18 protein-coding genes are annotated in these 21,552 nt (G+C 75.7%); 7 read left to right on the top strand and 11 right to left on the bottom strand.

Annotated features, from left to right (window positions below):
- Positions 1-298 precede the first annotated feature (298 nt).
- Positions 299-1,216: a resuscitation-promoting factor Rpf gene (gene rpf / locus J1M39_RS05990; RefSeq protein ID WP_206496570.1), complete on the top strand. Its 918-nt coding sequence runs from the start codon at positions 299-301 to the stop codon at positions 1,214-1,216.
- A 114-nt stretch (positions 1,217-1,330) separates the two neighbouring features.
- Here rpf and argR read toward each other — a convergent pair whose 3' ends face one another.
- From argR to argC, 6 genes are read right to left on the bottom strand one after another with little or no spacing between them, the layout of a single operon-like run.
- Positions 1,331-1,819, bottom strand: coding sequence for an arginine repressor (gene argR / locus J1M39_RS05985; protein ID WP_036337506.1), 489 nt, complete (start codon positions 1,817-1,819; stop codon positions 1,331-1,333).
- Positions 1,819-2,778, bottom strand: a complete 960-nt coding sequence (argF, locus tag J1M39_RS05980) for an ornithine carbamoyltransferase (RefSeq protein WP_041104176.1) — start codon at positions 2,776-2,778, stop codon at positions 1,819-1,821. The genes argR and argF overlap by 1 nt, the downstream gene beginning before the upstream one ends.
- Positions 2,775-4,061: an acetylornithine transaminase gene (locus J1M39_RS05975; RefSeq protein ID WP_041104178.1), complete on the bottom strand. Its 1,287-nt coding sequence runs from the start codon at positions 4,059-4,061 to the stop codon at positions 2,775-2,777. The genes argF and J1M39_RS05975 overlap by 4 nt, the downstream gene beginning before the upstream one ends.
- Entirely contained in the window at positions 4,058-5,044 is a 987-nt protein-coding gene (argB, locus tag J1M39_RS05970; RefSeq protein ID WP_196296765.1) for an acetylglutamate kinase, read from the bottom strand. Before argB ends, J1M39_RS05975 begins: the two co-directional genes overlap by 4 nt.
- Positions 5,045-5,055: 11 nt before the next feature.
- A complete protein-coding gene (gene argJ, locus J1M39_RS05965) occupies positions 5,056-6,216 on the bottom strand; it encodes a bifunctional glutamate N-acetyltransferase/amino-acid acetyltransferase ArgJ (protein WP_041104181.1) in 1,161 nt (386 codons plus the stop codon).
- Complete coding sequence (gene argC, locus J1M39_RS05960; protein WP_095694725.1) at positions 6,213-7,253, bottom strand: N-acetyl-gamma-glutamyl-phosphate reductase; 1,041 nt, start codon at positions 7,251-7,253, stop codon at positions 6,213-6,215. Before argC ends, argJ begins: the two co-directional genes overlap by 4 nt.
- 102 nt (positions 7,254-7,355) lie before the next feature.
- Here argC and J1M39_RS05955 point away from each other — a divergent pair, with 102 nt between their 5' ends.
- The 3 genes from J1M39_RS05955 to J1M39_RS05945 are packed head-to-tail and all read left to right on the top strand — an operon-like array spanning position 7,356 to position 13,812.
- Positions 7,356-8,357: a quinone oxidoreductase family protein gene (locus J1M39_RS05955; protein ID WP_036337495.1), complete on the top strand. Its 1,002-nt coding sequence runs from the start codon at positions 7,356-7,358 to the stop codon at positions 8,355-8,357.
- Positions 8,358-8,413: 56 nt separating this feature from the next.
- A complete protein-coding gene (locus tag J1M39_RS05950; protein WP_241253874.1) occupies positions 8,414-12,475 on the top strand; it encodes a Pls/PosA family non-ribosomal peptide synthetase in 4,062 nt (1,353 codons plus the stop codon).
- A complete protein-coding gene (locus tag J1M39_RS05945; RefSeq protein ID WP_036337490.1) occupies positions 12,472-13,812 on the top strand; it encodes a M1 family metallopeptidase in 1,341 nt (446 codons plus the stop codon). The genes J1M39_RS05950 and J1M39_RS05945 overlap by 4 nt, the downstream gene beginning before the upstream one ends.
- A gap of 18 nt (positions 13,813-13,830) precedes the next feature.
- On the opposite strand, the gene J1M39_RS05940 is transcribed toward J1M39_RS05945, so the two are convergent.
- The 3 genes from J1M39_RS05940 to pheS are packed head-to-tail and all read right to left on the bottom strand — an operon-like array spanning position 13,831 to position 18,119.
- Positions 13,831-14,451 (bottom strand): 4'-phosphopantetheinyl transferase family protein, encoded by a 621-nt coding sequence (locus J1M39_RS05940; protein WP_036337488.1) that lies wholly within the window; start codon positions 14,449-14,451, stop codon positions 13,831-13,833.
- 2 nt (positions 14,452-14,453) lie between these two features.
- Positions 14,454-17,033: a phenylalanine--tRNA ligase subunit beta gene (pheT, locus tag J1M39_RS05935; RefSeq protein ID WP_036315647.1), complete on the bottom strand. Its 2,580-nt coding sequence runs from the start codon at positions 17,031-17,033 to the stop codon at positions 14,454-14,456.
- Positions 17,034-17,036: 3 nt separating this feature from the next.
- Complete coding sequence (pheS, locus tag J1M39_RS05930; protein ID WP_012750956.1) at positions 17,037-18,119, bottom strand: phenylalanine--tRNA ligase subunit alpha; 1,083 nt, start codon at positions 18,117-18,119, stop codon at positions 17,037-17,039.
- Positions 18,120-18,205: 86 nt separating this feature from the next.
- Between pheS and J1M39_RS05925 the strand changes: the two genes are divergently transcribed.
- A complete protein-coding gene (locus tag J1M39_RS05925; RefSeq protein WP_020624687.1) occupies positions 18,206-18,613 on the top strand; it encodes a CHY zinc finger protein in 408 nt (135 codons plus the stop codon).
- Entirely contained in the window at positions 18,610-19,059 is a 450-nt protein-coding gene (locus tag J1M39_RS05920; protein WP_036315645.1) for a hypothetical protein, read from the top strand. The genes J1M39_RS05925 and J1M39_RS05920 overlap by 4 nt, the downstream gene beginning before the upstream one ends.
- Before the next feature lie 45 nt (positions 19,060-19,104).
- On the opposite strand, the gene J1M39_RS05915 is transcribed toward J1M39_RS05920, so the two are convergent.
- On the bottom strand, positions 19,105-19,767 hold the full coding sequence (locus tag J1M39_RS05915; protein ID WP_036315688.1) for a pyroglutamyl-peptidase I family protein: 663 nt from the start codon (positions 19,765-19,767) through the stop codon (positions 19,105-19,107).
- Between the two features lie 92 nt (positions 19,768-19,859).
- Between J1M39_RS05915 and J1M39_RS05910 the strand changes: the two genes are divergently transcribed.
- Entirely contained in the window at positions 19,860-20,933 is a 1,074-nt protein-coding gene (locus J1M39_RS05910; RefSeq protein WP_206496569.1) for an Rv2578c family radical SAM protein, read from the top strand.
- 34 nt (positions 20,934-20,967) lie between these two features.
- Here J1M39_RS05910 and J1M39_RS05905 read toward each other — a convergent pair whose 3' ends face one another.
- Positions 20,968-21,480 (bottom strand): (deoxy)nucleoside triphosphate pyrophosphohydrolase, encoded by a 513-nt coding sequence (locus J1M39_RS05905; protein WP_036315642.1) that lies wholly within the window; start codon positions 21,478-21,480, stop codon positions 20,968-20,970.
- Positions 21,481-21,552: the final 72 nt, after the last annotated feature.

Genomic DNA, 21,552 nt, shown 5'->3' with positions numbered 1-21,552 from the left:
CACGCGCCCACGACTCTAGGGATCGATTCGTCACCCGTTCTCAAATTTCAGACAGACGGGCAAGAATCCGTCGACCCATGATTTGACGCGAGGGGGGCTCCCGTCGTTGACTCTTCCGTAGCCGATTCGTGATCGAACCGTGATCTGACCGAGAGGTCGGGGACGGGGAGGCCACGACATCGAACCCCCTCCGACGGTCGCCCGCTGCTGGGTCGTCTCGAACCGACGGAGGGCATGACCCGACCAAGGAGAAGGACGACCCCGGTGTGCCTCGGCCACCGATCAGCGAGGACTCGCCATGGACACCATGACTCTCTTCACCACTTCCGCCACCCGCTCCCGCCGTGCCACCGCCTCGATCGTTGCGGGCATGACCCTCGCCGGCGCCGCCGCCGTGGGCTTCTCCGCCCTGGCCCAGGCCGCCACCGTGGACACCTGGGACCGCCTCGCCGAGTGCGAGTCCAACGGCACCTGGGACATCAACACCGGCAACGGCTTCTACGGCGGCGTGCAGTTCACCCTGTCCTCCTGGCAGGCCGTCGGCGGCGAGGGCTACCCGCACCAGGCCTCCAAGGCCGAGCAGATCAAGCGCGCCGAGATCCTCCAGGACCTGCAGGGCTGGGGCGCCTGGCCGCTGTGCTCGCAGAAGCTGGGCCTGACCCAGGCTGACGCGGACGCCGGTGACGTGGACGCCACCGAGGCCGCCCCGGTCGCCGTGGAGCGCACCGCCACCGTGCAGCGCCAGTCCGCCGCCGACGAGGCTGCTGCTGAGCAGGCCGCTGCTGAGCAGGCTGCTGCCGACCAGGCCGCCGCCGAGCGCTGGGCCGCCGAGCAGGCTGCTGCCGACCAGGCCGCCGCCGAGCGCTGGGCCGCCGAGCAGGCTGCTGCCGACCAGGCCGCCGCCGAGCGCTGGGCCGCCGAGCAGGCTGCTGCCGAGCAGGCCGCCGCCGACAAGGCCGCTGCCCAGCGTGCCGCCGCCGCGGAGAAGGCCGCCGCTCAGAAGGCTGCCGCCGCTGAGCAGGCCGCTGCCGCGGAGCAGGCCGTCGTCGCCGAGGCCGAGACCATCGTCGTCAAGTCCGGTGACTCCCTCTGGAAGCTCGCCAACGAGTACGAGGTGGAGGGTGGCTGGACCGCCCTCTACGAGGCCAACAAGGGCGCCGTCTCCGACGCCGCCGTGATCTACGTCGGCCAGGAGCTCGTCCTGCCGCAGGCCTGAGACGCCTGACCGGTCCCCCGGACCGGTACCACACGAGGAAGGCCCCCGCCGTCGGCGGGGGCCTTCCTCGTGCCTGGTGCCCGTCACCCGCGCGGGCGGGGCCGGACGGGTCGGTTAGCCCGCCAGACCCAGCAGGTGGGCCGCGACGGCCGGGGCGGACGTGGTCCCCGTGGTGATGAGGAGGATGGTGTCGTCGCCGGCGATCGTGCCCATCACGTGCTCCACGCGCGCCTGGTCGATCACGCTGGCCAGGAACTGCGCCGCGCCCGGGGGCGTGCGCAGGACCACGAGGTTCGCGGTGGGCTCGGCGGAGACGAGCAGCTCGCGGGCCATGCTCGCCAGGCGATTCAGCTGCGCGTCCGAGCCGCGGCCCGGCACGGCGGCGTCGTCGCCCTCCGCCGGAAGGGCGTAGACCATGCCGGCCGGCCCGCGCGTCCGCACCGCGCCGAGGTCCACCAGGTCCCGCGAGAGCGTGCCCTGGGTGACGGACAGCCCGCGATCGCCCAGGGCGTCCGAGAGTTCGGCCTGGGAGCGGATGCCCCGGGTGGCCAGGATCTCCCGGATCGCGGCCTGACGGGCGATCTTCGTCGTGGGGGCGGCCATCAGCGCGGCTCCTCGGCCAGGCCGGAGCGGTACAGCAGCCAGGCGATGAGCGCCTTCTGCGCGTGCAGCCGGTTCTCGGCCTCGTCGAACACCACGGACCGCGGCCCGTCGATCACCTCGGCCGTGACCTCGTAGCCCCGGTACGCGGGCAGGCAGTGCAGGAAGATCGCGTCGTCGGCCGCCCGCGCCATCGCGGCGGCGTCCACCTGGTAGTCCCGGAACAGCGCCAGGCGGGCCTCCTTCTCCTCCTCCTGGCCCATGGACACCCACGTGTCGGTCACGACGACGTCCGCGCCCGCCAGGGCCTCGGCCGCGTCCGTCGTGACGAGGACGGAACCGCCCGTCTCCGCCGCCCGCCGTCGGGCGGCGGCCACGACGTCCTCGGCAGGCAGGTGCCCCTCGGGGCCGGCGACCCGCACGTGCATGCCGGCCGTCGCGCAGCCGAGCAGATACGAGTGGGCCATGTTGTTCGCCGCGTCCCCCAGATACGTCAGAGTGCGGCCCGCCGTGCCGCCGAGGTGCTCGCGCACCGTCAGCAGGTCGGCGAGGATCTGACAGGGGTGGTAGTCGTCGCTGAGCGCATTGACCACGGGCACCGAGGAATGGGCGGCCATCTCCTCGAGACCGGCCTGCGCGAACGTGCGCCAGACGATGACGCCGACCATCCGCTCCAGCACGCGGGCCGTGTCCGCCACGGACTCCTTGTGGCCCAGCTGCGACTCCCCCGGGTTCACGATCAAGGGCGTCCCGCCGAGCTCGGCGATGCCGGCCGCGAACGAGACGCGGGTGCGCGTGGAGGTCTTGTCGAAGAACACGATGCCGGTCCGGGGCCCGGCCAGCGGGCGGTGCCGGAACCGGTCGGCCTTCATCTGCGCGGCGAGGTCGAGCACCTCGGCCTGCTCGGCCGGGGTGAGGTCCGTGTCCACCAGGAAGTGGCGGACGGCGGTGGCGGGGGTCATGGGCGGTCTCCTTCGGCGGGGGTCAGGGCGGCGGCCACGAGCCCGGGCAGGGCGGCGGCGAAGCGCTCGAGCTCGGCCACGGGCACGGTGAGCGGCGGGGCCAGGCGCAGGGTGGACGGGCCGGTGGCGTTGAGGATCCAGCCCGCCTCGAGGCCGGCGGCGACGACGGCGGGGGCCAGCCCGCCGGCCGGGACCGGTCCCGCGGGGTCGGCCAGGTCGACGCCGATCCACAGGCCGTGACCGCGCACCGCGGCCACCTCGGGCAGGTCCTCCAGCAGGGCGGCCACGGCCTCGCCCGCGGCGCGGACGTGGCCGAGCAGGCCCTCGTCCTCGACGGTCTGGAGCACGGCCAGGCCCGCGGCGGTGGCCAGGGGGTTGCCGCCGAACGTGGTGCCGTGCTGGCCGGCGGTGAGCAGCCTGGAGACGGCGGGGCCGACGCACACGAGCGCCCCGATCGGCACGCCGCCGCCCAGTCCCTTCGCCAGGGTGAAGGCGTCGGGCACCACCGGCTCTGCCGCACCGGTGACGGCCGGGTTCTGGAAGCCGAACCACGTGCCGGTGCGGCCCACGCCGGACTGCACCTCGTCGAGGATCATCAGGGCGCCGGCCTCGCGGGTCGCGGCCCGCACCTCGGCCAGGTAGCCGGCCGGCCAGCCGTGCACGCCGGCCTCGCCCTGGACCGGCTCGAGGATGACGGCGGCGACGGTGGCGCCGTCGTCGTCCGGGGCCAGGGCCGCCCGCAGGGCTGCGGCGTCCCCGCCCGGCACGTGCTCCACGCCGCCGGGCAGCGGCTCGAAGGGCGCCCGGTAGGCCTCCTTGTGCGTGAGCGCGAGGGCGCCCATCGTGCGGCCGTGGAAGGCCCGCTCGAGCGCGATCACCCGCGTCCGGCGGCCGGACGGGTCGTCCGCACCGTGGCGGCGGGCGAGCTTGAACGCGGCCTCGTTGGCCTCCGTGCCGGAGTTCGCGAAGAACACGGTGGAGCCCGCGGGCACGCCGGCCAGTTCCAGCAGGCGCTCGGCCAGGCGGATCTGCGGCTCGGACGTGAAGAGGTTGGACACGTGGCCGAGCGTGGCGATCTGCTCGGACACGGCCCGCACCAGCGCCGGGTGGCCGTGGCCGAGCGCATTCACGGCGATGCCGGCCAGCAGGTCCGTGTAGCGCCGGCCGTCGGCGTCCCACACGTGGACCCCCTCGCCGCGCACGAGCACGCGGGTGGGGCGGCCGAAGACGCCGGTCAGGGCGGCGTGGTAGCGCTCCAGCAGCGCGGACTGGTCGGTGCTCATGCGTCCTCCTCGGGGGTGGTCGGGGCGGTGGGTTCGGCGTCGGGCACCACCTGGGTGCCGACGCCCGCGGAGGTGAAGACCTCCAGCAGCATCGAGTGGGGGCGGCGGCCGTCCACGACGTGGGCGCGCTGCACGCCGGCGTCGACGGCCGCCAGGCACGCGGCCATCTTCGGGATCATCCCGGAGGCCAGGGAGGGCAGCAGCGCACGCAGCTGGGCGGCGGTGAGCGAGCTGATGAGGGAGTCCCGGTCCGGCCAGTCCGCGTAGAGGCCCTCGACGTCGGTGAGCAGCACGAGCTTCGCGGCGCCGAGGGCGGCGGCCAGGGCCGCGGCGGCGGTGTCCGCATTGACGTTGAGGACCTGCCCGGTGGGCTGGCCGTCGTCGTCGATCTCGGGGGCGACCGACGAGACCACGGGGATCCGCCCGGACTCGATCACGTCGAGGATCGCGGTCGGGTCGACGCCGGTGACCTCGCCCACGAGGCCGAGGTCCACCTCCTGCCCGTCCACGACGGCGCCCGTGCGGCGGGCGCGCAGCAGCCCCGCGTCCTCGCCGGAGAAGCCGACGGCGTACGGGCCGTGGGAGTTCACGAGGCCGACCAGCTCGCGGCCCACCTGTCCCGTGAGCACCATGCGGACCACGTCCATGGCCTCCTCGGTGGTCACGCGCAGGCCGCCGCGGAACTCGGACGCGATGCCGAGGCGGTCGAGCATCGCGTTGATCTGCGGGCCGCCGCCGTGCACCACCACGGGGTGGACCCCCACGTGGTGCAGGAACACGATGTCCTCGGCGAACGCCCGGCGCAGCTCCTCCGACACCATGGCGTTGCCGCCGTACTTGACGACCATGACGGTGCCGGCGAACCGCCGGATCCAGGGCAGGGCCTCGACGAGGACCTCCGCCTTGGACTCGGCGCGGTCGAGCCGGTCCGCGGTGGACAGGACGGGTGCGGCCGCCGTGGCCGGGTCGGTGTGCGGGCTCATGCTGGGGGTCCTCACGTGGAGTAGGCGGAGTTCTCGTGGACGTAGTCGTGCGTCAGGTCGTTGGTCCAGACCGTGGCCTCGGCGTCGCCGGCGTGCAGGTCGACCTCGACGAGCACCTCGCGGGCCGTCAGGTCCACGCGGGAGCGGTCCTCCCCCACACCGGAGGCGCGGCACACCTGGACGCCGTTGAAGCGCACGTCGAGGGCGTACGGGTCGAAGGCGGCGACCGACTCCGGGACCGTGCCGACGGCGGCGATCACGCGTCCCCAGTTCGGGTCCTGGCCGAAGATCGCGGTCTTGAACAGGTTGGAGCGGCCGACGGCGCGGGCGACGGCCTCGGCCGCTTCCTCGGTCTCGGCGTGGACCACGCGCACGGCGATGTCGTGCCGGGCGCCCTCGGCGTCGGCGACGAGCTGGCGGGACAGGTCCGCGCAGACCTCGTGGAGGGCCGCGGCGAACGCCTCGGGCTCGGGCGCGGTCCCGGACGCGCCCGAGGCCAGCAGGATCACGGTGTCGTTGGTGGACATGCACCCGTCCGAGTCGACCCGGTTGAAGGTGGCGCGCACGGCCTCGCGCAGGGCCGCGTCGAGGGCGGGGGCGGGGACGTCGGCGTCCGTGGTGATGACGCTGAGCATGGTGGCCATGCCGGGTGCCAGCATGCCCGCCCCCTTGGCCATGCCGCCCACGGTGAAGCCCGCGCCGCGGGCCACGGCGGTCTTGGCCACGGTGTCCGTGGTCTTGATCGCGACGGCGGCGTCCTCGCCGCCGTCCGGACTGAGGGCGGCGACCGCCTCGGACACGCCCGCGGTGAGGGTGTCCATCGGCAGGCGTTCGCCGATGAGGCCGGTCGAGCAGACGAGCACGTCGTCGGCGGCGGTCGCGAGGGCCGCGGCCGCGTGCTCGGCGGTGCGACGGGCGTCCGCGAGGCCCTCGGCGCCGGTGGCCGCGTTCGCCCCGCCGGAGTTCAGGACGACCGCGGTCGCGCGGCCGTCCCGCACGGCGCGGCGGGTCCAGACCACGGGGGCGGCCGCCACCCGGTTCTCGGTGAGGACGGCGGCCGCCGCGCGGCGCGGGCCCTCGTTGACGACGACGGCGACGTCGGGCGTGCCCGAGGCCTTCAGCCCCGCGGTGACGCCGGCCGCCCGGAACCCCTGTGCCGCGGTGACGCTCACGGTGCGACCCCCTGCTGTTCGAGCCCCGCCTGCTCCGGCAGGCCCAGGGCGATGTTCATGGACTGCACGGCGCCGCCGGCCGTGCCCTTGGTGAGGTTGTCGAGCGCCGCGCAGACGATCACGCGGCCGGCCCGCTCGTCCACGGCGAGCTGCAGCTGCACGTGGTTGGAGCCGAGGACCGCCTTCGTGGTGGGCCACTGCCCCTCGGGGAGCAGGTGCACGAAGCGTTCGCCGCCGTAGGCCGCGGCCCATGCGGCGCGCACGTCCGCGGCGGCGACGCCGGGGCGCAGCCGCGCCGTGGCCGTCGCGAGGATGCCGCGCGACATCGGCGCGAGCGTGGGCGTGAAGGAGACGCGGACCGGCTCGCCGGCCGCCTGGGCCAGACCCTGCTCGATCTCCGGGGTGTGCCGGTGCCCGCCGCCGACGCCGTACGGGCGCATCCCGCCCATGACCTCGGCGCCGAGCAGGTGCGGCTTGAGCGCCTTGCCCGCCCCGGAGGTGCCCGAGGCGGCGACGATCACCACGTCCTGCGGCTCGAGCAGCCCCGCGGCGAAGCCGGGCGCGAGGGCGAGGATCGAGGTGGTCGGGTAGCACCCGGGGACGGCGATGCGGCGGGTGCCGGCGAGTCGCTCGCGCTGACCGGGCAGCTCGGGCAGGCCGTAGGGCCAGGTCCCGGCGTGCGCGGTGCCGTAGAAGGCCTCCCAGTCCGCGGCGGACTCGAGGCGGTGGTCGGCGCCCGCGTCGATCACCAGGGTGTCCGGGGAGCGCTCGGCGATCTCGGCCGCGAGCGCCCCGGAGGCCCCGTGGGGCAGCGCGAGGATCACGACGTCGTGACCGGCGAGGACGTCCGCGGTGGTCTCGGCGAGGACGCGGTCCGCCAGGGCGTGCAGGTGCGGCTGGAGGGCGCCGAGGCGCTCCCCCGCGTTCGAGTGGGCCGTGATGGCTCCGACGGTGACGGACGGGTGGCCGGCGAGCAGGCGCAGGGCCTCTCCCCCGGCGTAGCCGCTGGCTCCGGAGACGGCGACGGTGTGGGTCATGGCCCCATCCTAGCGTAGATATGCGTTGCACGGAATATCTATGCGTTTACTCGGGTCCCCCGGGACGGGCCGGATGTCCGGGCCCGCTCCTAGAGTGGGGCCATGACCACTGCGAACACCCCCGCCGTCCCCCGCACCCACCACGCCGTCGTCGTGTCCGCCACGGGCGGCCCCGAGGTCCTGCAGTGGACCGAGACGGAGGTGCCCTCCCCCGCACCGGGGCACGTGCTGGTGCGGACCGCCGCGGCGGGCCTGAACTTCATCGAGACGTACCAGCGCTCCGGGGTCTACGCGATGGACCTGCCCTTCACCCCCGGCACGGAGGGCTCCGGCGAGGTCGTCGCGCTCGGCGAGGGCGTGGACGCCGCGCTCCTGGGGGCCCGTGTCGCCACCGCGACGGCCACCGGTGCGTACGCCGAGCACTTCACCGCCCCCGCGGATCGTCTCCTCGCCGTCCCGGAGGGCATCGACCTGGCCGAGGCCGCCGCCCTTCCGCTGCAGGGCATGACGGCCCACTACCTCTGCCGGTCCACCTTCCCGGTGGAGGAGGGCCACACGGTGGTCGTGACGGCCGGTGCCGGCGGCGTGGGGCTCCTGCTCACCCAGCTCGCGACGGCCCGCGGCGCCCGCGTGGTCACCACGGCGTCCACGGAGGAGAAGCGGGAGCTGTCCCGGGGCGCGGGCGCCGTCGCCGCGGTGGACTACCCGGACCTCGCCGCCACGGTGGCCGAGCTGACCGACGGCGAGGGCGCGCACGCCGTGTTCGACGGCGTGGGGAAGGACACCTTCGACACCTCGCTCGAGGTGCTGCGCGTGCGCGGCACGCTCGTGCTCTTCGGCGGGGCCTCCGGGCAGGTGCCCCCCTTCGACCTGCAGCGGCTCAACGCGGCCGGCGCGCTGTACGTCACCCGGCCCTCGCTGGTGCACTACACGCGCACGGGCGAGGAGACCCGCTGGCGTGGTGGAGAGGTGTTCGGGGCGTGGGCCTCCGGCGAGCTCGACGTACGGATCGGCGAGCGCTTCCCGCTCGCGGACGCGGCCGCCGCGCACGCCGCCCTCGAGTCCCGGTCGACGACGGGCAAGGTACTGCTCACCCTCTCCTGAACCGGACCCGCCCGGTGCCTTCCGGGCGCCCCGCGCGGCCGCGGGCGGGGCATAGAATGTCCCGCTGCGGCCTGGTCCGCGTCCGACCCTCGGTTTGCCGCTCACACCCCCGGAGGCCCCTGTGTCCCTTTCGTCCGCCGCGCCCACCCCCCCTCGACCCCGCGGGCGCGCCGCATCGGCCGCAGCTGCCCGGCTCCGAGCGCACCCCGCCCGCCCGGACGCTCGTCGAGCTCTTCGACGCCACGGCGCGCGAGCACCCGGACGCGACCGCCCTGGACGACGGCGTCGAGCCGCTGACGTACGCGGAGCTGCGGGAGCGCGTCGACGAGACCGCCCGCCACCTGTGGGCCGCCGGCGTGCGGGCGGGAGACCGGGTCGGCGTGCGGATCGCCTCGGGCACGGCCGCGCTGTACGTCTCGATCCTCGGCGTGCTCGCCGCCGGCGCGGCCTACGTCCCCGTGGACGCGGACGATCCGGAGGAGCGCGCCCGTCTCGTGTTCGGCGAGGCGAAGGTGGCCGGCGTCCTCACCGACGAGCGGGTCTACGCCCCGCACCCCGAGCACACCGTGGACCCGGCCGCCGAGGCCCGCGCCCCCGGGCTCGAGGACGACGCGTGGATCATCTTCACCTCGGGCTCGACGGGCACCCCCAAGGGCGTGGCGGTGAGCCACCGCTCGGCCGCGGCCTTCGTGGACGCCGAGGCGCGGATCTTCCTGGCGGACGATCCGCTCGCCCCGGGCGACCGCGTGCTGGCGGGACTGTCCGTCGCGTTCGACGCCTCGTGCGAGGAGATGTGGCTCGCCTGGCGACACGGTGCATGCCTGGTCCCGGCCCCCCGCTCGCTCGTGCGCTCCGGCATGGACCTCGGCCCGTGGCTCGCCGAGCGGCGCATCACCGCCGTGTCCACCGTGCCGACCCTCGCCGCGATGTGGCCCACCGAGGCCATGGACAACGTCCGGCTGCTGATCTTCGGCGGCGAGGCCTGCCCGCCCGAGCTCGCCGCGCGCCTGGCGGAGGACGGCCGCGAGGTCTGGAACACCTACGGCCCCACGGAAGCCACCGTCGTCGCGTGCGCGGCCCCGCTCACCGGTCTCGACCCGGTCCGCATCGGCCTGCCCCTGGACGGCTGGGACCTGGCCGTCGTCGATCCGCAGACCACGCTGCCCGTGGCCGAGGGCGAGACGGGCGAGCTGATCATCGGCGGCGTCGGCCTGGCCCGCTACCTCGACCCGGCCAAGGACGCCGAGAAGTACGCCCCCATGCCCTCCCTCGGCTGGGAGCGCGCCTACCGCTCCGGCGACCTCGTGGTCTTCGAGCCGGAGGGCCTGCTGTTCGTCGGCCGCGCCGACGACCAGGTGAAGCTCGGCGGCCGGCGCATCGAGCTCGGCGAGGTGGACGCGGCCCTCCAGGCCCTGCCCGGCGTCCACGGCGGCGCCGCGGCCGTGCAGACCACCCCGGCGGGCCACCAGATCCTCGTCGGCTATCTCGTGCCCGCGGACCCCGACGCCGGGCTCGACCTGCACATGGCCCGCGAGCACCTCGCGACGGAGCTGCCGGCCGCCCTCGTGCCCCGGCTGGCCGTCGTGGACTCCCTGCCCACGAAGACCTCCGGCAAGGTGGACCGCCACGCGCTGCCGTGGCCCCTGCCCGGCGCCGAGGTGGACGAGGACGCGCCCCCGCCGGACGAGGACACCGCCGACGGCTGGGTGCTGCGCCAGTGGGCGGACGTGCTCGGCGCGCCCCCCAAGGACGCCGACACCGACTTCTTCGAGGCCGGCGGCGGCTCGCTCGCCGCGGCCCAGCTCGTGGCCCGCCTGCGCCTGCGCCACCCGGCCGTGACCGTCCAGGACGTCTACCGCAACCCCACCGCCGGGGCCCTCGTGGCCGCCGTCGTGGGCGAGCACGGCCCCCACGGCATCGAGGTGCACGACCGGCACGTCGACCGCACCCGCCACCGCACCCAGTGGGTCCAGACCCTCGTGGGGCTGCCCGTGTTCGTCCTGCCCGCCCTGCGCCTGGGCGTGTGGACCGGCCTGGCCCTGAACCTGCTGACGCTCTCCGGGCTCGCGCCCGGGCTGCCCACCGTGCCGTGGTGGGTGCTGATCGTGGCCGGCCTGCTGGTGGTGACCGTACCCGGCCGCATGCTGCTCACCGCCGCGACGGCCCGGCTGCTGCTGCGCGGCGTGAGCCCCGGGTCCTACCCGCGCGGTGGCCGCGTCCACCTGCGCCTGTGGCTCGCCCAGCAGATCAGCGACCTCGTGGACCCCTACTCGCTGGCCGGCGCCACGTGGGTGCCCGCCTACGCGCGACTGCTGGGCAACCGGATCGGCAAGGACGTGGACATGCACACCGTGCCACCGGTCACCGGCATGCTCACGGTCGAGGAGGGCGCCGCGATCGAGCCTGAGGTGGACCTGTCCGGCTACTGGGTCGACGGCGACGTCGTCCGGCTCGGCGAGGTGCGCATCGGCGCGGACGCCGTCGTGGGCGCCCGCTCCACGCTCCTGCCGGGCGCCCAGGTCGGCGCCGGGGCGCACGTCGAGGCCGGGTCCACCGTCGCCGGGCGGGTGCGCGGCGGCCAGCGCCACGCCGGCTCCCCCGCCGTCAAGGTGGGCAAGGTGAAGTCCCGCGGCCCCGCCGAGGCGCCGCGGGAGACCCCGGGCTGGCGCCTGATGGCGACCGTCCTCTCGACCCTCATCTCCCTCCTTCCGCTCGTCTCCGCCGCCGCGGCGGCCGCGGTGGCCGCGTGGTCGCTGACCTGGTGGCCGCCGGCCCCGGAGGCGGGGCCGCTGGCCGCCGTCGGGACCACCGCGGCGCGCCTGCTGGCCGCAAGCCCCCTGGTGGCCGGCGTCTGGTTCCTGACCCAGATGCTGCTCGTGCTCGTCACCGTGCGCCTGCTCGCGCTCGGCATCACGGAGGGGCACCACCCCGTGCGCTCCCGGGTCGGCTGGCAGGTGTGGGCCACCGAGCGCGTCCTCGACGCCGCCCGCGACCAGCTGTTCCCGATCTACGCCTCCCGCTTCACGCCGACGTGGCTGCGCCTGCTGGGCGCCGAGGTGGGCCGCGGCGTCGAGGCCTCCACCGTGGTGCTCCTGCCCTGCATGACCCGCGTGGGCGACGGCGCGTTCCTCGCCGACGACACGATGGTCTCCTCCTACTCCCTCGACGGCGGGTGGATGCACGTGGCCCCCGCGAAGGTCGGCAAGCGCTCGTTCGTGGGCAACTCCGGCATGGTGCCCGGCGGCCGCACCCTGCGCCGCGACTCGCTCGTGGCGGTGCTGTCCACCACCCCGGCCAAGACCAAGGCGGGCACGTCCTGGATGGGCTCCCCGCCCGTGCGCCTGCGCCGCAACGAGGTCACCGCAGACGCCGCCCTCACCTACGACCCGCCGGCCCGACTCAAGGCCGCCCGCACCGCCTGGGAGCTGCTGCGCGCGATCCCGGTGTGGTTGCACGTGGCCCTGTCCCTCGCCGTCGGCGCGACGCTGGCCGCCCTCATCGCGGTCGGCACGTGGGCGCTGGCCTTCGTCCTGGGCGGCGTCGTCCTGCTCGCGGCCGGCGCGGTCGCGGCGAGCCTGACCGTGCTCGCCAAGCGGGTCTTCGTCGGCCGGATCCGCGCGGGCGAGCACCCGCTGTGGTCCTCGTTCATCTGGCGCAACGAGGTCGCGGACACCTTCACCGAGTTCCTCGCCGCCCCGTGGTTCAGCCGGGCCGCGGCCGGCACCCCCGCCCTGGTCTGGTTCCTGCGCGCGATGGGCGCCCGCATCGGCCACGGCGCCTGGGTCGAGTCCTACTGGCTGCCCGAGGCCGACCTCGTGGAGCTCGGCGACGGCGCCACCGTGAACCGCGGCTGCGTCGTCCAGACCCACCTGTTCCACGACCGCGTGATGTCCCTGGACGCCGTCGTCCTGGAGGACGGCGCCACCCTCGGCCCCCACTCCGTGGTGCTGCCCGCCGCCCGCCTGGGCCGCGGCACCACCGTCGGTGCCGGGTCCCTCGTGATGCGCGGCGAGGAGCTGCCCGCCGGCACGTGGTGGCTCGGCAACCCGGTCTCCCCGTGGCGTCGTCCTGACGGCGACCCCGCCGCCGCGGCCACCCCCTCCCGAGAGGAAGCATGAGCACCGATCCCTACGTCCCGGGCGTCGGCACCGACGCCGCCACCGTCGAGCACATCGCACTGGACCTCGACGTGCGCCTGGCCGCGAACCGGGTCTCCGGCACCGCCGTCCTGCGCGTGCGCCTGACGAAGCAGAGCCGCCGCATCGAGCTGGACCTGTACCGGCTGCGCGTGTCCCGGGTGGACGCCGTCGTCGACGGCCGCGCCGTCGCCTCCTCGTTCACCCAGCCGGGCCGCGCCCCGAGCCGCCTCGTCGTCGACCTGGACGAGAGCCGGCCGGAGGGCACGCTCGTGGAGCTGACCGTGGTCTACGCGGGCACGCCCACGCTGCGGCGCAGCCCGTGGGGCACGATCGGCTGGGAGGAGCTCACGGACGGCGTGCTCGTGGCCGGGCAGCCCCACGGCGCCTCCACGTGGCTGCCGTGCGTGGACTCCCCCACCTCCCGCTCGACGGCGGAGATCACCCTCACCTGCGACGCGGGCTACCTGCCCGTCGCCAACGGCGTGGGCGCGCCCGTGCGCACGCGCGGCTCGCGGGTCACGTGGCGGTGGCGGCTCGACCAGCCCGTGCCCGCCTACCTGCTCAGCGTGCAGATCGGCCGCTACCGGCTCGTGGACGCCGCCCCTCCCGCCGAGGGCCTGCCGCCGCTGCGCCTCGTGGTCTCCCCGCGGACCGAGCAGCGGGCCCTCCGGGCCCTTGCCCCCCAGCCGGCCATGATGGCCACGTTCATCGACGCCTACGGGCCATACCCATTCGAGGACTACACCGCGGTCGTGGCCGACGAGGAGCTCGAGATCCCGCTCGAGGCCGCGAGCATGTCGCTGTTCGGCACCAACCACCTGGACGGCTCGTGGGAGTCCGAGCGGCTGATCGCCCACGAGATGTCCCACCAGTGGTTCGGCAACGCCGTGACCCTGGGCCGCTGGTCCGACCTGTGGCTGCACGAGGGCTTCGCCTGCTGGTCCGAGTGGCTGTGGGCCGAGGCCTCGGGGCGGTCCAGCATCACCTCGATGGCGCGGCGGGCCTGGCAGAAGCTGGCCGCGCACCCGGTGGAGCAGGCGCTGGCCGAGCCCGGGCCGGAGGAGATGTTCGAGGACTGGGTGTACAAGCGCGGCGCGCTCACCGTGGAGGCGCTGCGGCACCTGCTGGGCACGGACCTCTTCGGCTCCATGCTGCGCGCCTGGGTGCGGGAGCACCGGTTCGGCACCGTCGACTCCCTGGGGCTGCGCACGCACGTGCACGCGTGGGCCCCGCACGCCGGGGTGAGCCGAGCGCAGGTGGACGAGCTCTTCGACGCGTGGACGCTGCGGCCCGAGCTGCCGCCGTTCCCGGGCTGAGGCGCCCGCGCGGTCGACTCAGCGGCCCCGCAGCGCCAGCGCCCCGAGGAGACCGCCCGGCAGCCGGTCGGTGAGGTCCACCAGCACGACGTCGGCCGGCACGGTCAGTGCGTCGACGGCGGCGGGGTCGCCCGTGAAGCCGGTGCCGGCGGCCTTCACGAGCGCCTCCTTCCGCGTCCACAGCCGGGCCCGCGCGGCGGGCCTCTCGGGGGCGGGAAGCTCCCGCACCCGGGCGCGCTCCGCCGTCGAGAAGCCCACCCCGCCCAGGCCGTCCTCGTCCGCGAAGGCCGCGGCGTCCGCCCGCTCGACGTCCACCCCGAGGCCGAGCCCGTCGGCGGGCCGTGCCGGCGCCCACCACGCCCCGATCCGAGCCCGGTCCTCAGTGCCGGGCATCCGGACGCGCGTGAACGAGACGAGGGCGACCCGGCCGGGGGGCAGGCCGGTCAGCGCGGGGACGCCGTGCGCGGCCGAGCCGCAGCGCGGGCAGGCGTGCCGGAGCCCGAGCGGCCCCACCGGCACGCCCCAGGCCGCCGTCAGGGCGGTGCGCACCTGACCGAGCAGCGCGGAGACGGCGTCGGCCGCCCCCGCCGAGGCGGGGACGGCCGAGGTCAGGCCCCACGGGCCGGTCGCGACGGACACGGTCAGCGCTGGACCGCCCCGTGCCGCTGCGCCGCGAGCGCGGTGGCCGCGGCGCGGGCCTCGGAGACCTCCTCCGCGGTGAGCGTGCGGTCAGGGGCGCGGAAGCGCAGGGAGAACGCGAGGGACTTCCGCCCCTCCGGCACGCCCGCGCCCCGGTAGACGTCGAACAGCTCGACGGCCTCGAGCAGCTCCCCGGCACCCTCGGCGAGGGTCGCGCGCACGTCCCCGGCCACGACGGCCTCGTCCACCACGAGCGCCACGTCCTGCGTGCTCACGGGGAACGTGGACAGCGGTGCGGCGACCACGATCTCGGGGGCCGCGGCGCACAGCGCGTCCAGGTCCAGCTCCCACACGCTCGTGCGGGCGGGCAGGTCCTCGGCCTCGAGCCACTGCGGGTGCAGCTCGCCGGCGACGCCCACCACCCGGTCCCCGTGCTCGGTCACGACGACGAGCTCGGCCACCCGGCCCGGGTGGAACGCGTGGTGCCGGCCCTGCCGGACGGTCAGCTCGACGCCGAGGACGTCGGCCACGTCGAGGGCCCCGGCGATCGCGTCCTGCCAGTCCACCGGGCGGGGGTCGTGGTCCGGCCCGGGCGCCGAGTCGTGCCCGGCGTACAGACCGGCCACGTGCCACGGCTGAGCGGGGATGCCGGCCTCGAGGTCGGCGAGGACCTCGGCGGAGGGGTGGACCGCGCGCGGGGGGATCGTCGCCGAGCCCAGCTGCGCGCCGGGCAGGAAGACCAGCCCCATCTCGTACAGCGCCAGATCGCGGAAGCCGCGTCCGAGGTTGCGGCGCGCGGTCTCGACGAGGCCCGGCAGCAGCGACAGGCGCAGGTACCGGTACTGGGAGGCGATCGGATTGGCCAGGGCCACCATCGCCAGGGCCTGGCCCTGCGCGTCCGAGTCCGCCCCGAAACGCCGGTTCTGCTCCTCGGAGACGAACGGGTAGGCCAGCACCTCGGTGAGTCCCGCGGCCGCGAGCGCGGCCGACACGCGGCGACGCTGGGCCTGGCGGCGGGTGAAGCCGCGGCCCGGCGGGGCCACGGGCACCACGGAGGGGATCGCGTCGTAGCCGCGCAGGCGCGCGACCTCCTCGGCGAGGTCCTCGGGGATGCGCAGGTCCGTGCGCCACGACGGGGCGGTCACGGTCAGCCGCGGGGCGACGTCGGCGGCGGCCTCGGCGACGGCCACCTCGGCGCCCAGGGCGCGCAGCGTCTCCACGACCTCGTCGGTCGTGTACGCCACGCCCACCAGGGCGGAGGGGAAGTCGGCGGCCATCTCGACGACGGCCGGCTGCGGCCGCGTCCCGACGTCGGTGACCCCGGGCTCGGCGGTGCCGCCGGCGAGCTCGACGAGCAGCTGCACGGCCCGCTCGGCCGCCTCGTCGGCGATCTCCCAGTCGACGCCGCGCTCGTTGCGCTTCGACGCCTCCGAGGGCAGGCGGTGCCGGCGCCGCGTACGGGCGATCGACACGGGGTCGAAGTTCGCGGACTCGACCACGATCGTGGTGGTGGCGTCCGTGACCTCGGTGGCGGCCCCGCCCATGACGCCCGCCAGGCCGATGGGGCCGGAGTCGTCCGTGATGAGCAGGTCCTCGGGGTCGAGCTCGCGCTCCTTGCCGTCGAGGGTGGTCAGGGTCTCTCCGGCCCGCGCGCGGCGCACCACGATCTCGCCGGAGAGCGTGTCCGCGTCGTAGAAGTGCAGGGGCTGGCCCAGCTCCCACATGACGTAGTTGGAGATGTCCACCGGCAGGGAGATGGTGCGGATGCCGGCCAGGCGCAGGCGCGCGGCCAGCCACGGCGGGGTCGGGCGGGTCGCGTCCACGCCGGAGACCGTGCGGGCCACGAACCGGGTGGCCCCGGGCTCGCCGTGGATCGGCGCGTCGTCGTCGATGCGGACGGCCGGGCCGGCGTCGTCGGCCGCGGGCGGGTGGACGGCGGCGGCCGGGTCCGTGAAGGGCACGCCGGTGGCGTGCGCGTACTCGCGCGCGACGCCGCGCATCGAGAACGCGTAGCCGCGGTCGGGCGTCACGTTGATCTCGGCGGCCTCGCCGTGCAGGTCCAGGACGTCCCGGGCGTCGGTGCCCGGCTCGGGGTCGAGCCCGAGGTCGCCGAGCACGATGATCCCGTCCGTGCCGTCGTCGCCCACGCCCAGCTCCGTGCTGGAGGCGATCATCCCGGCCGAGACGTGCCCGTAGGTCTTGCGGGGGCTGATGCGGAAGTCGCCGGGCAGCACCGCGCCGGGCAGGGTCACGACGACCTTGTCCCCGACCTCGAAGTTGTGGGCGCCGCACACGATGCCCTGCACGCCGGAGGGCTCGATGCCCTCGCCGGTGAGCGGCTGGGCGGCGCCCTCGGGAACCACCCGCACGGAGCACCAGTTGATGGTCTTGCCGTTCTTCTGCGGCTCGGGCTCCTTGGAGAGCACCTGCCCGACGACGATCGGGCCCTGCAGCTCGGCGGCCGGACGGTGGACGTCCTCCTCCTCGAGGCCGACGCGGACGAGGTCGGCCATCACGTCCTCGGCACGGTGCTCCGCGGGCACGGGGACGAACTCCCGCAGCCAGTCCAGGGGGATGCGCATGGATCAGACCTCCATTCCGAAGTGCTGGGAGAAGCGGACGTCGCCCTCGATCATGTCGTGCATGTCCGGGACCTCGTTGCGGAACATGAGCGTGCGCTCCACGCCCATGCCGAACGCGAACCCGGAGTACTCCTCCGGGTCCAGGCCCGCGGCGCGCAGCACATTCGGGTGCACCATGCCGCAGCCGCCCCACTCGATCCAGCGGGGCCCGCCCTTGGCGCCGGGGTGCCAGATGTCCAGCTCGGCGCTGGGCTCGGTGAACGGGAAGAAGTTCGGGCGCAGGCGGATGGCCGCCTCGGCCCCGAACATCTGGCGGGCGAAGTACTCGAGGGTGCCGCGCAGGTGGGCCATGGTCAGGCCCTTGTCCACGGCCAGGCCCTCGAACTGGTGGAACACCGGGGTGTGCGTGGCGTCCAGCTCGTCCGTGCGGAAGGTGCGACCCGGGCACAGCACGTAGGTGGGGGCGCCCCGCTCGAGCAGGGAGCGCATCTGCACCGGGGAGGTGTGGGTGCGCAGCAGCAGGTGGGCCTCGGCCGGGGCCACGAAGAAGGTGTCCTGCATCTCGCGGGCCGGATGGTCCGGCGCGAAGTTGAGGGAGTCGAAGTTGAACCACTCGGACTCGAGCTCGGGGCCCTCCGCGATCTCCCAGCCCATGCCGACGAAGATCTCCGAGACACGGTCCATCGTCAGCGAGAGCGGGTGACGGGCGCCGACGCGGCGGCGACGGACCGCGGTGGTCACGTCCACCGTCTCCTCGCGCAGGATCCGCGCGGCCTGCTCCGCCTCGAGCACCTCGGTGCGGGCGGCCAGGGCCTTGCCCAGGCGGCCGCGTGCGGCGCCCATGAGCTTGCCGGCCTCCGCCTTGCGCTCCTTGGGCAGAGCGCCGATCGCCTTGTTCGCGAGAGTCAGGGGGGCCCGGTCGCCGGTGTGGGCCAGGCGGGCGGCCTTGAGCTCATCGAGGTCCGCCGCGGCCTCGTACGCGGCGAGCGCGGCCTGCACGGCGGCCTCCACCGCCTCCGCGTCCACGGGGGAGATCTCCGCCACGGGCGCGGTGGGCTCCGCGCCGGTCTCGGGGCTGGGTGTCATCAGGGCAACGACCTTCGCATGGGGGACGGTGGGACGCCCGTCAGTCTAGTGTCCGCCCCGGGCGCGCTCGGCCTAGGCTGAGGCGCATGACCGCCCCGGACTCCCTCGACGGCACCGACCCGCTGCTGCGGGGCGTGGGGCTGGACGCGCAGACCCGCTGCGCCCATTACGCCACGGCGCGGGACGTCGTCGCCCTGCGCTTCGCCTGCTGCCCCGCGTACTGGTCCTGCCACCGCTGCCACGCGGAACTCGCCGACCACCCGGCCGTGCCGGTGCCGGCCGGCGACTTCGACCGGCCGCACGTGCTGTGCGGGGTGTGCCGCACCGAGCTCAGCGTGGCCGCCTACCTCGCCCTCGAGGCCACCGCCGATCCCGCGTGTCCGGCCTGCGGAGCGCCGTTCAACCCGGGCTGCGCCGCCCATGCCCCGCTCTACTTCGACGTCCCCGCGTCCGGGTCCCCCGCCGGTGACGTCGACCCCGCGACACGGCCGTGACCGCCGCCCCCTCCCGGCCGTCGCCTCCGGCGCACGTGCGGGCGCGCGGGCTGTGGAACCTGCTGAACCTGGCGACGCCGCTGGGGCTGGTGGGCGCCGTCGTCGCCGGCTGCGCGCTGCGGCCCGGGCCGCACGGGCTGATCGAGGCCCGCGGCTGGACGCACCGGTTCCCGGGCGGGGCCGCGTTCACGGTCGGCGACGTCGTGTTCACCCGCCCCGGCCTGCGCATGACGCCCGCGCTGTGGCGGCACGAGGCCGGCCATGCGGACCAGTACGCCCTCCTGCTGGGTCTGCCGTTCCTGCCGGCGTACGCGCTCGCGGCGGCGTGGTCGACGTGGCGGACCGGGGACCCGGCGTCGCGCAACGTCTTCGAACGACGCGCGGGCCTGGCCCTGGGCGGCTACGTCGAGCGGCCCGTGGTCCGCGGCCTGCGGCCGCGCCGCTGACGGGCACGGGCGGTCGCGCCGACGCGGACCCGGGGTCCGGGGAGGTCAGTGCATGGTGCCGCCGGGGACGTCGAGGTCGGGGCCGCCGGCCAGCGCCGTCAGGGCGGCCTCGGCCACCGCGCGCGCCAGGTCGGCCGCGGGCAGCGCCGGGGTGTCCGGCGTCGGGCGGTGCTCGGCGTCCCACGGCACGTGGAGGAAGCCGGCGGCCCGGGCGGTGCCGGGGGCGTCGAGGAGGGCGTACATGACGTGGTTGCACACGAACGCGCCCGCGGACAGGGACGGCTCCGCGGCGACGCCGGCCGCCCGGATCGCGGCGACGGCACGCTTGGCGGGCAGGGTGGCGAACAGGGCCGCGGGCCCGTCGGCGCGCACGGGCCGGTCCACGGGCTGGTCCCCCGCGTTGTCCGGGATCCGGGCGTCCTGCAGGTTCACGGCCACCCGCTCGACCCGGACGGCCGCCGTGCCGCCGGCCAGCCCGACGGCGATCGCCACCTCCGGCCGGACCCGGTCGAGGGCCGCGGTCAGGGCAGACCCGGCCGCGCCGAACGCGCACGGCAGCTCGACCGCCTCGGCCGTCACACCCCGGTCCGCCAGGATGCCCACGGCGTCCCGCGCGGCGGCGATCGACGGGTTGTGGACGTCGCCGCCGAAGGGCTCGAAGCCCGTGAGCAGGACGCGGGCGGCCGGGGCGGGTGCACGGGAGGTCATGGCGACCACGGTAGGCGCGTCTGGGCGCCCGCGCCCCGCCCGGACTCGAACACGCTTGCGGGTCGATTCGAACATGTGTTCTACTTCTGGCCATGCGATGGGAAGCGCAGACCCTGCGGTCCGAGGGCGGAGCCCAGCGGGCGACGGCCGGCACACCGGCCGGCTCCGCCGCCCTGCTGCCGCTCTCGGACCTGCAGCGGAGTGTCACCACCCCGGAGTTCGCGGGGGTCACCTTCCATGAGGTGCTCGCCAAGACCGCACTGAACTCGGTGCCGTCCGCCTCGGCCATGCCGTTCCGCTGGACCGTGAACCCGTACCGCGGCTGCACCCACGCCTGCCGGTACTGCTACGCCCGCAGCACCCACACCTTCCTCGAGCTCGACGCCGGGGCCGACTTCGACCGGCAGATCGTCGTGAAGGTCAACGTCGCCGAGGTGCTGCGCGCCGAACTCGCCCGCCCCACGTGGGGCCGCGAGGCGGTGGCGTTGGGGACGAACACGGACCCGTATCAGCGGGCCGAGGGCCGCTACGCGCTGATGCCCGGGATCATCCGGGCCCTGGCCGATTCCGGCACCCCGTTCTCCGTGCTGACCAAGGGGACCCTGCTCGCGCGGGATGTGCCCCTGCTGCAGGCGGCCTCGCGCCAGGTGCCGGTGCAGGTCTCGCTGTCCCTGGCGATGCTCGACCCCGCCATCGCCGCCGCGGTCGAGCCGGGCACGCCGTCGCCGACCGCACGCCTGCGCCTGATCGAGCGGCTCGCCGCCGCGGGTGCGGACGTCACCGTCATGGCCATGCCCCTGCTGCCGTGGCTCACGGACGGGGACCGCGAGATCGACGCCCTCATGCGCGCGCTGGCGGACGCCGGAGCCGCGCGCGTCATGCCGGGCGCCCTGCACCTGCGGCCGGGCGCGAAGGAGTGGTACCTGGACTGGATCCGCCGCGAGCACCCGGATCTGCTGGCCGGCTACGAGCAGATGTACGCCCGGTCCGCCTACGCGCCCGAGTCGTACCGCCGCATGCTCACCCGGATGGCCGGGGAGGCCGCCGCACGGCACGGCCTGGCCCGCGGCGGCGCCCACGGCATCCGGCGCGAGGACGGTCCCCCGGCCCGGCGCCGGCCGACGTCCCGGCCCTCCGCTCCGGCGGCGCAGCCCGCGCTGTTCTGACCGGTCCGCGGGGCGCGGCCGGCCGCGTGTCGACTCAGCGCCCCGCGGAGAACGCCGTGGCGGCGCCACGGAGCACCTCGGCCACGATCGGCCGGTCCGCCGGGATCCAGTCCAGGTGCCGCACGCCCGGCCCGGCGAGCGGCAGCCACGCCAGCAGGTCGTGGTCCTGGAGGGCTCGGGGTGTCGTCCCCTCCTCCGCCAGGACGCCCCAGAACACCCGCATCCGGGCGCCGTTGGCCAGCTCCCACCCGTCCGGCTCCGGCGCCGCCACCTCGGGGCCGAGCCGCACGGCGACCCCGAGCTCCTCCCGGCACTCCCGCAGCAGCGCCTCCTGGACGCCCTCCCCCGGCTCGACCTTGCCCCCGGGGAACTCCCAGAGCCCCCGCAGCGGGGCAGGCGCGCTGCGACGGGCCGCCAGCAGGCGGGTCGGCGCGGCCACATCGTCGAGCAGCGCGAGCCCCACGACCAGCCGCGGTCGCGCACCGTCCCGGGGCGACGTCGTCGGGCTGGCAGCGGGCGCGGGGCGAGCGGGTGTGGCGGAGGTCATGAGCCCAGGCTAGCGAGGCCCCCGCCCCCGCAGACCGGAGTCCGTAGGCTGGGTCGGTGCCCACCCCCACTC

The sequence above is a fragment of the Micrococcus sp. KRD077 genome, from assembly GCF_017168505.1.
GTDB classification, from domain to species: Bacteria; Actinomycetota; Actinomycetes; order Actinomycetales; family Micrococcaceae; genus Micrococcus; species Micrococcus luteus.
This window is presented reverse-complemented; position numbering and strand designations above follow the sequence as displayed.